Here is a 15,998-nt window from a genome sequence, read left to right as displayed (position 1 = left end):
GGAAGGGACATTGCTCCCCCCAAAAGAGGGGTGGCCGCAAAGAGGCTGCGGCCACCCAGGGAGGGATGAACTCAGAAGCGATACGCCGCGCTGAAGCGGAACGAGCGACCGAGGATCGGGCGGGCGTTGACGACCTGGCTCCCGCCGCCGAGCTGGCGCGGATCGCCTTCGGTCAGCCCGACCTCGTCGGTCAGATTGTCCGCGGTCACCGCAAAGCTCAATGCCCGGTTCACATCAACGCTGATCCCGGCGTCGATCTTGAAATAATTGGGCAGCGTCTGGACGTTCGCGGTGTCCGAGAAACGGTCGCCGACATAGGTGAAGGTCGAATAGAGCGAGACCTTGCCATCGTTTCCGAACGGAATGTCATAGGCCGGGGTGACGCGCCACTGCCACTTGGGCTGGCGCTGCACCCGGTTGCCCGACAGGTCGGTCGCCCCGCCATCGGTGAAGAAGTTCCGATATTTCGCGTCGAGCCAGGTGCCCGAAAAGGCGACCGAAAAATTGTCGACCGGGCGGATCTGCCCTTCGAGCTCGATCCCCGTGCTGCGCGCGCCGCCGACCGACGCGATCGGCGCGCCGTTGGTGATGACCGTCGTGGACAACCCCTTGAACCGCGTGTGGAACAGCGTCGCGTAAAGCGACACGAGGTCGGTGCGGACCTTCACCCCGCCTTCATAATTGTCGACGCGCGGCGAAACGAAAATCCCGTCGCGCAGATTATCGAAAAAGGGGTTGGTGTTGCCGCGGTTGTAGCGTGCATAGACGCCGACCGACGAAGAGAGGTCGTAGTTGGCCCCGATCGTCCACGACCATGCACCCTTTTTATAGGCGATGTTGCGGAAGGTGCCGTTGAGCACCGCGGTCCCGTTGTCATAAAGCGTGTCGGGATCGCCGTCGACGTTCACGCCGAAGTCATTATTCTCCAGCGTCCCGCTCGCCCTGTAATGCTGGTAACGGACGCCCGCGTCGAGCCGCAGTTCGGGCGTCAGCTGAAACTCGTCGACCGCATAGAAGGCATATTCGCGCCCGTCATAGGCGGCGTTGACGTTGAAGAAGGAACCCTGGGTGAAACCGCGGTCGGTCGCGACCTGCCCGTTCGCGAGGACGAGGTTGAGCAGCCGGGCGTTCGTTTCGGCGGTGAGCAACTGGACGTTGCCAAGGTTCCACTGGTCGTTCGACGAAAAGTCCGAATAATAGGCGCCGACGGTGAACTTGTTGTTCCCGCTGTCCCATTCGACCGCAAGGTCGTTGGTGAAATCCTCGATCTGCTTGCGCACGATCCAGGTGCCCGCGCGGATCACCTGCTGGCTGCCCGCGACCGCCTGCCCCCCGTTGACATAGGTGAGGCTGCCGATCGTGCTGCCGAGCGAGGCGGCATAGGCGTCGGCGCTTGTCGCGGTGCTCGCGGGGACAAGGCCCGTCGTGTCGGCATCGCCCTTCAAATAGCTTGCACGATAGCGCAGCTGCAGCCCGTCGCCGATCTCATAGTCGAAATTGGTGCCGAGGTTGATGAGGTCGGCGCCGCGCCCATCGGCAAGGTCGGCGCGCGTGCCGTCGGGCAGCAGGCTCAATCGCGTCTCCGGACCCGCAAGCACGCCGGTGCCGGGGTCGATATTGCCGAACCGGCGCACCTTGTCGCCGTCGCGGACCACCGGAATAGGCAACAGCCACTGGCCGCGATCGTTGAGGTAGCGCGCAAAGACGAGGATCGAGCCGCGGTCCATGTCGTGCCGGACGTTGGCGGTGATCTGTCCGCCCTTTTCGGCGGTGAAGCGCGGGTCACGAATGCCGTTGCCGCTCGCATAATAGCCGCCGACCATGAAGCTGGTCGACTCGCCGAGCGGCCCCGACAGGAGCATGTCGCCGCGCAGGTCGCCATAATCGGTGATGCTGGCCTTCACCAGTCCCTCGAAATCGCGCCCGCCCTCTTTCTGGACGAAGTTGACGGTCAGGCCGGGCTGGCCGTTGCCGAACAGCGCGCCGGTGCCGCCGCGCACTGCCTCGACGCGCGCGATCGTCTCGTCGATGCGGATCAGCTGCGTGTTTTCGAGGAAGGACAAGGTCGGCGGCGAGAAGAAGGGCACGCCCTGCACCGTCAGCGTGACGAATTCGGCGTCGCCGCCCGACGGATAGCCGCGCACGAAGATGTTGGCGCCATTCTGGCCACCCGAACTTTCGGCCGACACGCCGGGGATGACCTTGAACAGGTCGGCGGTGCTGTTCGGCGCCGCGCGCTCGATCGCCTCGGCATTGATGTTGGTGATCGCGAACGCCGCGTCCTGGCGGCTGATGCCGCCGCCGGCGGTGCCGGTGACGACGATTTCCTCGTCGGCGGGGACCGAATCGTCGAGAGGCGCTTCCTGGGCGTGCGCAGCCACCGGCAGCGCAAACAGCGCGATCGACGACAGCAGGTGGGTGGTCTTCAACATGGCATATCCTCCGCATTGGCTGTTCTGCTTGTCCGGCGCCCGCGCGCGGCCCTTTCCTGTTCTGCCGACAGGATCTGGCCAAGCGTGAGGTCGCCGATGGCGGGGACGTGGACGTCGGCATCGGGCAGCGCCTCTTCAGACCCGATGCCTATGGCCACCATGCCCGCCGCATGGATGGCCGCTATTCCGGCGCGTGCATCTTCGACTCCGATGCACTGGTCCGGGGACAGGCCCATGCCATCGGCACAGGCCAGGAAAATGTCGGGCGCGGGCTTGGGGTTCGCGACCGCGCCCGCATCGGCGATGAAATCGAACGCATCGGCGATGCCGAGCCGGGCCACGACGTCGCGCGCGTTACGGCTGGCCGAGGCGAGGCCGATTTTCAGCCCCGCCGCGCGCAGGTCGGCGAACAGTCGCTCCACCCCGTCGAACAGATTGGAGGGTGTATAGCCGCGGAGCCGCGCGACATAGGCGGCGTTCTTTTCCGCCAGCATCGCGTCGAACTTCGACGGCTCGACCGCCGTGCCCGAATGTTGGAGGATCAGCCGCAGCGATCCGGCGCGATCGACGCCCTTTAGCGCATGGTTCGCCTCGCGATCGAAGCGCAGTCCGTGCGCGTCGGCGAGCGCCTGCCACGCCTGATAATGATCCTCCGCCGTGTCGGTGAGCACGCCGTCGAGGTCGAAGATCACGCCCTTCAACGCCGGGCGCGGAGCGAACCGGCGCTCGGCGCCGACCGTCAGCGCGCGGCCATGGTCGGTAAGGTCGAGCGGCGCGCCCGACAGCAGGCGATAGGTCGCCCCCGCAGCATCGACCGCGACCTCGACCGTGCTGCCGCGCCATTGCAGACGGAAGCGGTAGCCCGTCCACCCCGCCGGAAGCTGCGGTCGAAAGGCGGGCAGCGCGCCGTCGAGGCGCAGCCCGCCCCATCCCTGTGCCAGCACCAGCCAGCTGCCCGCGAGTGCTGCCATGTGCAGCCCGTGCGACGTGTTTCCGTGGCGATCCTCAAGATCGACGAACGCACATTCGCGCATGAAATCCATCGCCGCGGCCTCGTCGCCCAGCCGCGCCGCGGCGATGGCGAACGACACCGACGACAGCGTCGAATCATGCGTCGTGACGCGCGCATAATAGTCGAGATTGCGCCGCTGCAGCGCGAGCGGGATGGCGACGAGGTCCATCGCCATCGCCTGCACGACATTGCCCTGTTTCGCGACCTGGTGGCGAAACAGGATCATCGGGTGATAGCGCATGAGCAGCGGGCCGTGGCCGTCCCGCGCCGCCAGCCCCGGCAGTTCGGGGCGGCCAAGGAAGGCATCGTCCTGCGGGTTGATGCCGCGTTCGGAATCGACGGGCAGCCACATCGCCGCGGCGGCGCGGCGCCATTCGGCGACCTCCGCCGCTTCGAGCCCGATCCGGTCCGCCACCGCCGCCAGATCGCCGCGCGCGCGCAGCCAGTCGGCGGTCTCGGCGGCATAGGACAGATGGCGGCGCGCGATCGCGTTGGTGTAAAAATCATTGTCGACCAGCGCCGAATATTCGTCGGGCCCGGTGACGCCATGGATGCAGAAGGCGCCGCCGCGCCGCGAATCAAAGGCGCCAATCTCCATCCAGATGCGCGCCGTCTCGAACAGCATCTCCGCCGCCTCGGCGCGCAAAGCCTCATCGCCCGTCGCCGCCACGTAAAGCGCGAGCGCATAGGCGATGTCGCCATTGATGTGATATTGCGCCGATCCCGTCGGATAATGCGATGAACATTCGTCGCCGCCGATCGTCCGCCATGGATAGAGCGCACCCTGCCGATGGCCGATCGCGCGGGCATGGGCGCGCGCCGCGCCCAGTTTGCCGATCCGATAGGCGATCAGCGTCCGCGCCTTTTCCGGCGCCTGCAACGCCAGCACCGGCAGCATGAAGGTTTCGGCGTCCCAGAAATAATGGCCCTCATAACCCTCGCCGGTCAGCCCCTTGGCGCCGATGCTGTGGTTGGCATCGCGGCTGGCCGACTGGTGGAGCTGGAACAGGTCAAAGCGCAGCGCGGCGGCGAGTCCGCCGTCGCCGTCGATCGCAAGATCGGCGGCGTCCCACAGCTTCCGCACCGCTGCGCGCTGGCGCCCGGCAATGCTGTCGAAATCCGCCGCACCATCGTTCAGCGCGGCGATATCGACCGGGCGGCCGCGGGCCGCGGCCAGCGCGACCACCCGGTCGATCGTCAGGGCGTCGCCGACACCCAGCTCGCCGCGCACGACATGCCCCGTTCCGGTCACGGCGACCGTCGCGCCGGGACAGGCGACATGCTGGCGATAGGCAAGCTCGACGACGTCCTGCGCGAAGCGAGTGACGGAAGGGGCGTCACCCGGCAGGGGGGGCGTGATGCACCACGCGGCACGCAGGCGCCCCGAAATGCGCGGATCGTCGGCGTCGCCTTTATGAAGCGCGGCGCTGTCGAAACCATAGGTCAGCGACACCGCAATGGCGCCGCCGAAATCGACCGGGCGGATATGCAGGCGCGAGGCGACGATCGCGCCACCGTCCAGCGGCACGATCCGCGCGGCGGCAATCTCCAGCGTTCGCCCGTCGGCGAACCGCCAGCGCGCGCGGCGCTGCAACTGCCCGCTCGCCAGATCGAGCACGCTTTCGCTGTCGAGCAGCTCGGCGGCGGCGAAATCGACCGACCGCCCGTCGATTTCGAGCCGCAGCAGCACCGGGCTGGGACAGGCGATGCGCGTGTCGGTCGCGCTGGCATAGCCGGGGAAGCTTTCATGGTAGCTGATCGGGCGGCGGATATAGGCATCGGGCAGATAGGCGCAGGGCGCCGCAGCGCATTCATCGGCTACGCCCTCGACCCCGACCAGCCCGTTGGCGAGCGCGAACAGCGCCCGCGCGCTCGCGTCGTCCGGCGCCGCGCCGCGCCGGACGAGCCGCATCGATTCCAGAAACTGTCCGCTGCTCGCCACCCGATCCTCACCCATGACGAAGGCGACACGGACCTTCGTTCTTGGCGTTGCTTTCCCGCAAAATGGTATCGATGTCAAGGTATCGATACCATTTTGCGGGAAAGCCGTATCTGCAACCCGAAAAATCCCCTTGTTTCAGCTTTCGCGCGTGACCAACGACACCGGCATCGCGCGCGACTCGACGGGCTGGCCCGCCACCTTGGCGAGCACCTTCTGTGCCAGCAACTCGCCGCCGAACGCCCAGTCCTGCCGGATGCTCGTAAGCGGCGGAGAGAAGAGCGCGGCACCCGGCGAATCGTCGAACCCGACGACCGAGACGTCGCCCGGCACGTTATGCCCGCGCGCCTGCAACGCCTCGATCGCGCCCATGGCGATCGCGTCGCTTGCCGCAAAAATGCCGTCGAAATCGAGCCCCCGTGCATCGAGCAGCGGCCCCACCGCCGCGCGTCCCGCAGCGAGGGTGAAGGCGCAGGGGATATTGCCGACGATCGCCGCGTCCGACGTCGCGACGCGCGCCTCGAACCCGCGCAGCCGGTCCTCGGCCTCGCCATGTTCGGCATCGCCGAGGAACAGGAGCCTTTGGCGACCGCGGCCGAGCAGATGCTCTGCGGCGAGCCGCCCGCCCTCGCGATTGTCGCTGCCGACGACGATGCGCTCCGGCGGGCCGTGTGCGGCGCCCCACACGACATAGGGCAGCCCCGTCGCCTCGACCATCGCGGCGGCATCGTCGTGCACCCCCTGCCCCAGCAGGATCACCCCGTCGGCGGACGGTGGCGCCGCAATGAACAGGTCAATCGTCGTCAGCACCATATTCTGCCCCGCTGCGGTCAGTTCCTGCAGGATGCCGCCCAGCAGCAGCAGCGGGTAAGGCTCGCTCATCAACCGTTCGTGCGACGGCGTCATTTCGATCACCACCGCGATCGTGCGCGTGCGCTGTTGCCGCAGGTTCCGCGCCGATACGTTGAGCCGGTATCCCATGCGCTCGGCGGTCTCGCGGACCAGCCGCCGCGTGCTTTCCTTGACGCTCGCCGGGTTCGACAGCGCGCGCGACACGGTGATCTTGGCCAGGCCGAGTTCGTTCGCGATGTCCGCCATCGTCGGGCGCGCGTTGCCGCCGCCATTGGACCCCGGTCGCCGTGCCATCCCCGCCCCTTAACGCGCAGCGGCGATGTTTCACAAGCGCCTAGAGCGTCTTGCGCCGAATGGGCAAGGCTTCATCTCCGTTGGTGTCGAGCGAACGGGACGATGGCCCTGATTAGACGCTCGCCGCTCCAGCGGCGCATCGGGCGAACCGCAACGCAACCCAGCCGCCCGTCATCCCGGCGATGGCCGGGATGACGATTCAGCCAGAAGCGTTCCGGTTGGACGTAGCGATCAGTTGGTCCAATAGATATAATCCTGCCCATCCCGCCACGGCGCGTTCAGCGGCACGTCGATGCGCACCGGCCCTTCGACCAGCCCCGGCCAGATCGGCCTGGCCATGTCCTTATTCTGCGCTTCGATCATCGCGCGCAGCGCGGCGACGCGGGCCGGTTCGCGCGCCGACAGGTCGATCCGCTCGGTCGGATCGGCGGCCAGGTTATAGAGGCGCGCGCGTTCGGGCCGCCTGGTCAGCTGCAATTTCCAGTCGCCCGCGCGCACCGCGCGATAATCGCCCGAGCGCCAGAACATCGCAGGCCGCCGCGCGGGTCCGGCCAATATATTCTCGCTGTCGATCGTCCGGCCTTCGGGCAGTGCCGCGCCCGCCGCCGCCGCGATGGTGGCAAAGATGTCGAGATGCCCGGTCACATCGGCGCGCACGGTCCCCGGCGCAATGCGCGCGGGCCAGCGCATGAACAGGGGTGCGCGCAGGCCGCCCTCGAAAAAAGTCGCCTTCCAGCCGCGAAACGGGGCGTTGAGCTTTGGCATCCCGTTATACCAGGCGCCGCCATTGTCGCTGGTGAAGATGACGAGTGTATTGTCGTCGATCCCGGCCTCTTTCAGCTTGGCCATCACGTCGCCGATCCGCCGGTCCATCTGCGCGATCATCGCGCCATAAACGCGCGTCTTGTGGTCCTTGATCGCGGCGAGCCTGTCATAATCGGCGCGCGTCGCCTGAAGCGGCGTGTGCGGCGCGGTGAAGGCCAGATAGAGGAAGAAAGGCCGATTGCGGTTCGCCTCGATCGCCCTGATCGCCTCGTCGGCGAAATAATCGGTCATATGCCCCTTTGCGGCGAAGCGCTGGCTGCCGTTGAAGGTGACCGCATGGCGCAGGTTCGCCCAGAGGAAACGGTCGATCGGATCCCACGGCAGCTTGGCGTTGACCGCATCGGAATCGTCCTCCGGCAGGAACATCGCCGCGCCCGCGAGCACCGCGAGGCTTTCGTCGAAACCTTGGCGCTGCGGCTGAAGCTCGGGCGCTTCGCCCAGATGCCATTTGCCGATGTGAAGCGTGTGATAGCCCGCCGCCTTCACCGCCTCGGCAATCGTCACCTCGCTTGCCGGAACGCCCATCTGGGGATAGGGCGGAATGTCGGGGGTCACCAGTTCGTCGTGAAAGATCGCCCGGTGCGGCCCGACACCCTCGCCATGCGCCAGATTTTCGGCGAACTCGATCGGCACGGCGGTGAACTCGAACCCAAAGCGCGTTGGATAGCGCCCCGTCATCATCGCCGCGCGCGAAGGCGAGCAGGTCGCGTTCGCGGCATAGGCGGTGGTGAAATGGACCCCTTCGCGCGCCAGCGCGTCGATATTCGGCGTCTGGACGATCCCCGCAACGCCGCCGCCATTCAGGCTGATGTCGTTATAGCCAAGGTCGTCGGCGACGATCAGGATGATGTTCGGCGGCCGCTCGCCCTCCGGCGGCGCCGTCGGCCCTTGTTGCCACGCGACCTGCCGGTTCGGTTGCACCGGGTCGCGCCAGTCCTGCACGATGCCGGGGATACGGTATTTGTTCGCGTCATAAGCCCAATAGGCGCCCACCGCTGCCAGCGTCAGGGTGCCCAGAACGACCCATTTTTTCGCCATGCCCATCCCTTTCGCCCGCGGCTTCGGCTTGCCATGAAACTATTGACACTATATGTGTCATTATAATCGCCGACGCGCAAGATCGTTTGACGTCGGCGGCGCGCTGGGCCAGCGAGGAACGCAATGACGACCGGGCTGAGGAAATCGGAAGCGGCGCGCAGCGGCGCCGAGCGGATCGACGGGCGCCGCGCGCGGAGCCGGTCGAGCCACAAGCGCATCGTCGAGGCGATGATGGAATTGATCGTCGCGGGCGATTTGTCGCCGAGCGCGGCGCGCGTCGCCGAGGAAGCGGGCATCGGCCTGCGCACCGTATTCCGCCATTTCGACGATATGGACGCGCTCTATTCCGAGATCACCGCGACGGTTACCGACCGCGTGATGCCGATCATCATGGCGCCCTATCCCGACCAGCCGTGGCGCGCCAATGTCCGCGAGCTCGTCCGCCGCCGTATCCGCGTCTTTGAAACGACTTTGCCCTTCCGCCTCGCCGCGAACATCAAGCGCTATCAGTCGCCCTTTCTGATGGGGCAATATAGCCGCGTCGTGATGATCGAACGCGAACTGATCCTGCGCCTGCTCCCCGGTCCCGTGCTGACCGACCGCATCACCGTCGAGGCGCTGTGCGCTACGCTCTCCTTTCACACATGGCGCACGCTGCGTCACGACCAGGGCCTGCCCGCAGAGGACGCGGGCGAAGTGATCGGGCATATGGTCGAGGCGCTGCTGGCGACGGTGGCCGACGAATGACCCGCGCCGCCATGCTGCTTGCGCTGCTTCTGCCGGGCACGCTCGCCGCGTGCGGCGACGAGGCCGCGCCGCCGCTGGCCCAGGCCAAGTCCCCCGAATGTCCCGCGATGCCGGCACAGGAATATGTCTGGATCCCCGGCGCCACCTTCACCATGGGCGCCGACGCGCGGCTGCCCGAAGAGGGGCCACCGCGCCAGGTGACCGTCGCGGGCTTCTGGATGGCGACGCACGAGGTGACCAACGCCGATTTCGCGGAGTTCGTCCGTGCGACGGGTTACAAGACGCTCGCCGAGCAAGACCCGCCGCCGATCCCCGGCGCGCCGCCCGACATGCTCGTCCCCGGCTCGGCGGTCTTTACCGCCCCGACCGACGGCAACCCGAACTGGTGGCGCTGGGTCGTCGGCGCCGAGTGGCGCCACCCCGCGGGACCCGCGACGAACATCGACGGGCGCGACCGCGATCCGGTCGTGCAGATAGGGTTTGAGGACGCGCTCGCCTTCGCCAAATGGAAGGGCAAGGCGCTGCCAAGCGAGGAGCAATGGGAACTCGCCGCGGCGACCGGCGGCGCCGACCGCGATGGTCCCGTCGGCAAGGACGGCAAGCCGCGCGCCAATTTTTATCAGGGCAGCTTTCCCGTTCGCGACCTTGGCACCGATGGCTTTACCGGGCGCGCGCCGGTCGCCTGTTTTCCGGCGGATGCGCATGGCGTCCACGACCTGATCGGCAATGTCTGGGAATGGACGACGAGCGCGGCGGACAGCGAACGCAATGTCATCAAGGGCGGCAGCTTTTTGTGCGCCGCCAATTATTGCGCACGCTATCGCCCGGCCGCACGCCAGTTCCAGGAACGCAGCCTGGGCACCGACCATATCGGCTTTCGCCTGATCGACACGGCGCGCCCGCCGCCGAAGGAATAGGCCCGCGCCGCAAGCAACGACGGGAATGGCGGGAAGCGACCGGTTGCTGCCATAAGGCCCCTCCCTGAAGGCGCGCGGCTTGCTTGCGCCACGACGGCTGCCCACCGCAAAGCCGGCAATGATTTCGGCCACCCCGATTATCGCTCGGCCGACATCCCAAAAAAGCCTACCCCCGCGCCCGTCGCCGCCGCCAGCCCCAGACCAGCAACGCCAGCACCATCAACCCGCCGCCCAGCCACAGCGCGGCCGTGATCGCGCGTTTGCGCCCCTGCTGCTCCCACGCATAACGGTTGATCTGCTCGTCGGCCGTATAGCCCGCGGGCATGTCGAGCACGCCATTCGCCTTTGCATAGGCGCGGTAGTCGGCCATCATCGCGGCGAATCGATCGGGCATCGCCGCCGACAGGTCGCGCGTTTCGCCGGGATCGGTGCTGAGGTCGTAGAGCCGCCATTTGCCGTCGCCGGTCGGCGGCAGGTTGCGCACCAGCTTGTAATCGCCGCGGAACAGCGCGGCATTGCCCGACAATTCATAACCGAGCGGCGCGTCGCCATGGACGCTTCCCGCACCCCCCTTCAGCATCGGCACCAGGCTGCGCCCCGTGATCGGCTCGACGCTTCGCCCCTGCCATCGCCCATCGTGCAGCGGCACGTCGGCCAGCTCGGCAAGCGTGGGCAAAAGGTCGGTGACATGCGCCAGCCCGTCGCTGATCGCGCCCGCTTGAATCGCGCCATGCCCCGGCCAGGCGATGATCAGCGGGACGCGCAGCCCGCCTTCGGTCGCGCTGAACTTATAACCCGATAAAGGCGACGCCGCCGCGCTCGCCCAGCTGGCTCCGATCGCCGAAAAACTGCCCCGCCGCCCGATATTGTCGGTCGCAAGGTCATATTGCATCCCCAGGAACAGCCGGTTGCGGAACGAGCTGAACGGATCGGTCGGTTCGGCGCCATTGTCGGACAGAAAGACAAAGATCGTATTGTCGTAATCGCCCCTGGTCTTGAGGTGCGCGACCAGTCGGCCGATCTCGCGGTCCATCGCGGTCGCCATGCCGGCATAGGCCTGCATCACGCGCACCGCCGCCGCACGCTCGTCGTCGTCCAGCTTCTGCCAGTCGCGCGTCGTCGGCATCGTCACCATCGGCGCGCCCGCGGGCACGATGCCAAGCGCCGCCGCGCGCCGCGCCCGAGCCGCGCGCAGCGCCGTCCACCCCTCCCTGTACATCGCCGCATAGCGCGCGATGTCGCTGTCGGGCGCCTGCACCGGGATATGATTGGCAAGGAAGTTGACCGAAGCGAAGAAGGGTTTGCCGCTCGCGCGATCCGATTCGATATATTCGATCATCTTTTCGACGACGAAGGCCGACGAATAATAATCCCTGGGCAAGGTCGCGGGCTTGCCGTTCTCGGTCCAGTTCGCCTTGTCGTACAGCCCCTCGATCGGCCTTTGCTCGAAATTGTCGGCGCCGGCATCGGCAAGGCTGAACGCGCGGTCATATCCGCGCGCGTGCGGCAGGCGCTTCGCATCGGCGCCCAGATGCCATTTGCCGGTGAGGTAGGTGCGGTATCCCGCCGCCTTCATCAGTTGCGCGATCGTCACGACGCGCAGGTTCATCACCGTGTCATAGCCCGGCTTGCCCCGATGCGCGTCGGGGATCGTTTCGGGCATGTTGCCGAGGCCGTTGCGGTGGTTCATCACCCCGGTCTGAAGCATCGCGCGCGTCGGCGAGCAGGAACCCGCGACGTGGAAGTTGGAAAAGCGCATCCCTGCGTGCGCCAGCGCGTCGATATGCGGCGTCGCGATTTCGGAACCAAAGGCACCGACGTCCGAAAAGCCCCAGTCGTCGGCGAGGAAGATCACGATATTGGGCTGACGCGGCGGCCCGGATCGCGGTTGCGCCTGACCCGTTGCGGTCCCCAACAGGCACGCGAGCGCGATGACGGCAGCACGCCGCAACCCGACCAAGCGACGCGCTCTAGTGGTCCTCCAGCATAGTGCCATCACCCCCACCCCCAAGAGATATGACATTAACTATGCCAATATATTGCCGAGTCAATGGGGTGGAAGCGGGCCGACGCGTATCCGCCTCAGAATCAGGGTCAGTATCCCGATGCTGACTGGATCGTCGCCCCGGCGATGACCGGACCCTCGCCATTGCTTCGGGGCGCGAGAGAGCGGGATTCGAGCCTTCGCCGGGATGACGCCATGGAGGGACGCAGTGGCCCTGCGCCGCCTTGTCGGCCCGGCGTCTTACCGGTCCGGCGCGATCCGCATCGCCGCGCCGCCGCCGGGGGCGAGCCACAGCTTGTAGGTGTCGCCCTTTTTCACCCTGACCGTGTCATAGGCGATGTTGCGGCGCGCATCGGTCAGATAAGTCGCGCCCTCGCCGTCCTTCCAGATCGTCGCCGTATAGGTCTTGCCGGGTTCCAGAAAATCGAAGCTGAGCGTCAGCGTGCGCTGCGTGCCATCGTTGACACCGCCGACATACCAGTCGGCGCTCGCCCGGTCCTTGCGCGCAAAGATCGCATAATCGCCCACCGCGCCCGCGATCAGGCGGCTTTCCGCCCAGTCGGTCGGCACCTGCTTGACGAAAGCCAGCTCGCGCGGATGCGCTTCGAGGTTTTCGATAAAGTCAGCCACCATCTGGAGCGGTGAATAGATGGCAAGATAAAGGCCAAGCTGCTTCGCGAGCGTCGATGTCATCGGCACATCATCAGCCCCCTTCAGGCTGAATACTCCCGGCGTATAGTCCATCGGTCCCGACAGCATCCGCGTGTAGACGAGCGTGGGTTCATGGTCGGGACCGTTGGCGAAGGCGCCCCAGGCATTATATTCCATGCCGCGGGCGCCCTCGCGCGCGATCCAGTTGGGCCAGGTGCGGCGAAGGCCCGTATCCTTCACCGGTTCGTGCGGGTTCACCGCGACCTTGTATTTCGCCGCCGTCTCGACGACTTTCTGGTGGTGTTGGACCTGGCGCTGGCCGTCGTGCCATTCCATCACCTTTTCGCCCGGCGCCGCGCCCGGCGCGATGATGCCGCCCGCGTCGGCGACATAGCCCGTTTTGACCGCCTTGACGCCCAGCTTGCCGTACAGCTTCATCGCTTCTTCAAGTTGCGCTTCATAGACCGCGATATTGCCGCCGGTTTCGTGGTGGCCGATCAAGGTCACGCCTTTCTTGCGGGCATAGTCGGTGACGGCTTTCAGGTCGAAATCGGGATAGGCTTCGGTAAAGCTGTATTCGTCGCCATGGCCGAACCAGTTGCTGTTCCAGCCCTTGTTCCAGCCCTCGACGAGCACGCCGCCAAAGCCGTGCCTGGCGGCGAAGTCGATATATTGCTTGGTGCGTTCGGTTGTCGCGCCATGGTTCGGCCCCTCGGCCCAGCTCCACGGGCCGCGGATCATGCCCCACCAGATGCCGATATATTTCATCGGCTTGACCCAGCTCACATCACCCAGTTTGTTGGGTTCGTTGAGGTTGAGTTCAAGGTCGCTTTCAACCAGCCCCGCGGCGTCGTCGGTGATGCGGATCGTCCGCCACGGTGTCGCGAACGGCAGGTCGCGAACGACACGCGGGCCGCGCGACGAGGGCGAGAGTGTCGCGCGGAACTTGCGCCCTTCGATCCGCTTCAGCCACATGGCGGCATAGTCGACGAGCGCGGCTTCGTGAAAGGCAAGGTGCGTGCCGTCGGCGAGGCGCATCGTGATCGGCGTGTGCGCGGTCGATACCGCGTCGATCGGCGTCTGCTGATAAACCTGTTCGTAGCGGTTCCACTCGCCGCCCACGATCCACCACGCCGTCCCTTCGGGCGCGATGTCGAACTCGGTGATCTCGTCGGCGATCTTTGCGGTTTTCAGGCCCTCCTGCTCCGGCAGCTCGTAACGAAAGCCGATGCCGTCGTCGAACAGGCGAAAGCGCAGGTTCATCGCATGGCCGCCCCAGCTTTCATGCTGGCGGAAACGGACGAGCAGCTCATTATGATGGTCGCGCACGAAGCGGCGCTCGCCCCATGGCTGTTCCCAGCGGGTATCGGCGCTCGCCGTTTCGCTGCCCTCGATCTTGAAACCACGCTGAAGACCGACGCGATCGGTCATGATGAACCCCAGTTTCGACGGCGCGATGAGCAGTTTGCCCCGCCGCGACAGCGACCAGGTGGGGCGCGCATCATTGTCGGTCGTAACGGTCAGAACGAGGCTGCCGTCGGGGGATGTCGCGGTGATCGGCGCGGGCGCCTGCTGTGCGGTGGCGGGCACCGCGGCGGCGGCGAAAAGAGCGAGGGGTGCGAGACGAAGCATGATCATCCTTCCATTTTGAGCCAGAGCGCGCCACATGGCGGCAAATGCACCGTGTCGGCGCCACCCAGCGCGATGAGCGGCGTGCCGCCACTCGCGAGCGCCGATATGTCGGTCGTGCCGCCACCCAGGTTGAAGAGGCAGCGAATGCGCTGGTCGTCGGCGACACGGTCGAAAGCGAGCAGATCGCCATCGGCCACCCAGTTCGCGTTGCCACCCAGGCGCAGCGCAGGGTGCGCGGCGCGCAGCGCAACGAGTCGCCGCGTGAGGTTGAGCAGCGACGCCGGATCATCATTTTGCCGGTCGACGGCCAGGTCGCGGTGCGCGGGACCAAGCGGCAACCACGGGTCGGCGTCCGAAAAACCCGCATTCGCCGCCGCCGCCGTCCAGGGCAGCGGGGTGCGTGCGCCATCGCGCGACAGGGTGAGCGGCCAGTTCTTGCGCGCTTCGGGGTCCTTGACCTGATCAAAGGGAATATCGACCTGGTCGAGCCCCAATTCCTCGCCATTATAGAGGATGATATTGCCGCGCAGCGCGCAGAGCAGCGCCATCTTGACGCGCGCAAAGGCGCCGCGGTCGACGCCGTCGGGCGTCCAGCGCGACACCGCGCGCGGCGCGTCGTGATTTTCGAACGCCCAGCTCGGCCAGCCGACCCCCGGCGCGTCGGGCCAGGCCTCGGCCGCTTCGCGCACCAGTTGCGGCGTCAGCCGGTCGGCATAGAGAAAGTCGAAGCCATAGGCGCTGTTCAGCCGGCGATCGCCCGCGGTGAACAGCTTCATTTCGCGCATCGCATCGTCGCCGCCGACCTCGGCGACGGTAAAGCGCCCTTCGCGCCCGTCGGTGAGCGCGCGGATGCGTTCGAGGAAGATCACGATGTCGGGGTGCGACTGGTTATAGATTTTCTGCTGAAAATCGAAGGGGCGCGTGCGCACCTTGTTCGACGGCGGCGCCGGCGGATTGTCGCGCAATTCGGGGTCGTGCATCGCGAAATTGATCGCGTCGATGCGAAAGCCGTCGACGCCGCGATCGAGCCAGAAGCGCACGACATCGAGCAGCGCATCCTGCACATGGCGGTTATGGACGTTAAGCTGCGGCTGCGAGCTCAGGAAATTATGCATATAATATTGGCCGCGCCGCGCGTCCCACGTCCACGCCGGGCCGCCGAACACCGACTGCCAGTTGGTCGGCGGCGAGCCGTCCGCCCGCGCGTCGGCCCAGACATACCAGTCGGCGCGGTCATTGTCCCTGCTCGCGCGGCTTTCGGCGAACCAGGCGTGCTGATCGGAGGTGTGCGCAAAAACGAGGTCGGTCGTGACCTTCAGCCCCAGCGCGTGCGCGCGCGCCACCAGCGCATCGAAATCGGCAAGCGTGCCGAAGATCGGGTCGACACCGCAATAGTCCGCAATGTCATAGCCGAAATCGTCCATCGGCGAGGGGTAGAAGGGCGAGAGCCAGATCGCATCGACGCCAAGCGAGGCGATATGGTCGAGCCGCGCGGTGATCCCGGCGAGATCGCCGACGCCGTCGCCGTTCGAATCGGCAAAACTGCGCGGATAGACCTGATAGATCGCCGCGCCCTTCCACCACGGCGTATCGGCGTCCGCGACGGCTTCGGGCTGGTCCTGAACGAGGGGCTGGTTGGGTGTCACGCGATGGT

Annotated in this window: 9 protein-coding genes; 2 read left to right on the top strand and 7 right to left on the bottom strand. The window is 66.4% G+C overall.

Annotated elements, in window-relative coordinates; all coding sequences use genetic code 11:
• Nucleotides 1-71: 71 nt before the first annotated feature.
• From HUW43_RS15075 to HUW43_RS15060, 4 genes are all read right to left on the bottom strand, one after another.
• Entirely contained in the window at nucleotides 72-2,432 is a 2,361-nt protein-coding gene (locus tag HUW43_RS15075; protein ID WP_188238163.1) for a TonB-dependent siderophore receptor, read from the bottom strand.
• Nucleotides 2,426-5,401: a beta-phosphoglucomutase gene (gene pgmB, locus HUW43_RS15070; RefSeq protein ID WP_223181570.1), complete on the bottom strand. Its 2,976-nt coding sequence runs from the start codon at nucleotides 5,399-5,401 to the stop codon at nucleotides 2,426-2,428. The genes HUW43_RS15075 and pgmB overlap by 7 nt, the downstream gene beginning before the upstream one ends.
• Before the next feature lie 120 nt (nucleotides 5,402-5,521).
• Entirely contained in the window at nucleotides 5,522-6,529 is a 1,008-nt protein-coding gene (locus HUW43_RS15065; protein ID WP_188238162.1) for a LacI family DNA-binding transcriptional regulator, read from the bottom strand.
• 231 nt (nucleotides 6,530-6,760) lie between these two features.
• Entirely contained in the window at nucleotides 6,761-8,392 is a 1,632-nt protein-coding gene (locus HUW43_RS15060) for a sulfatase-like hydrolase/transferase (RefSeq protein ID WP_188238161.1), read from the bottom strand.
• Between the two features lie 123 nt (nucleotides 8,393-8,515).
• On the opposite strand from HUW43_RS15060, the gene HUW43_RS15055 reads away from it, so the two are divergent.
• Both HUW43_RS15055 and HUW43_RS15050 read left to right on the top strand, forming a co-directional pair.
• Nucleotides 8,516-9,139, top strand: a complete 624-nt coding sequence (locus HUW43_RS15055) for a TetR/AcrR family transcriptional regulator (RefSeq protein WP_188238160.1) — start codon at nucleotides 8,516-8,518, stop codon at nucleotides 9,137-9,139.
• Nucleotides 9,136-10,056 (top strand): formylglycine-generating enzyme family protein, encoded by a 921-nt coding sequence (locus tag HUW43_RS15050; protein ID WP_188238159.1) that lies wholly within the window; start codon nucleotides 9,136-9,138, stop codon nucleotides 10,054-10,056. The genes HUW43_RS15055 and HUW43_RS15050 overlap by 4 nt, the downstream gene beginning before the upstream one ends.
• Nucleotides 10,057-10,222: 166 nt before the next feature.
• On the opposite strand, the gene HUW43_RS15045 is transcribed toward HUW43_RS15050, so the two are convergent.
• The 3 genes from HUW43_RS15045 to HUW43_RS15035 form a co-directional block, all read right to left on the bottom strand.
• On the bottom strand, nucleotides 10,223-11,971 hold the full coding sequence (locus HUW43_RS15045; protein ID WP_223181569.1) for an arylsulfatase: 1,749 nt from the start codon (nucleotides 11,969-11,971) through the stop codon (nucleotides 10,223-10,225).
• 330 nt (nucleotides 11,972-12,301) lie between these two features.
• Nucleotides 12,302-14,344, bottom strand: coding sequence for a glycoside hydrolase family 97 protein (locus HUW43_RS15040; RefSeq protein ID WP_188238158.1), 2,043 nt, complete (start codon nucleotides 14,342-14,344; stop codon nucleotides 12,302-12,304).
• A 2-nt stretch (nucleotides 14,345-14,346) separates the two neighbouring features.
• Nucleotides 14,347-15,990 carry an alpha-amylase family glycosyl hydrolase gene (locus HUW43_RS15035; RefSeq protein ID WP_188238157.1) on the bottom strand — a complete coding sequence of 548 codons (1,644 nt, stop codon included), beginning with the start codon at nucleotides 15,988-15,990 and terminating at the stop codon, nucleotides 14,347-14,349.
• Nucleotides 15,991-15,998 lie beyond the last annotated feature (8 nt).

Source organism: Sphingopyxis sp. LK2115 (assembly GCF_014595975.1).
Classification (GTDB): domain Bacteria; phylum Pseudomonadota; class Alphaproteobacteria; order Sphingomonadales; family Sphingomonadaceae; genus Sphingopyxis.
Note: the sequence above shows the minus strand (reverse complement) of the source record. Positions and strands in the feature narration are given on the sequence as shown.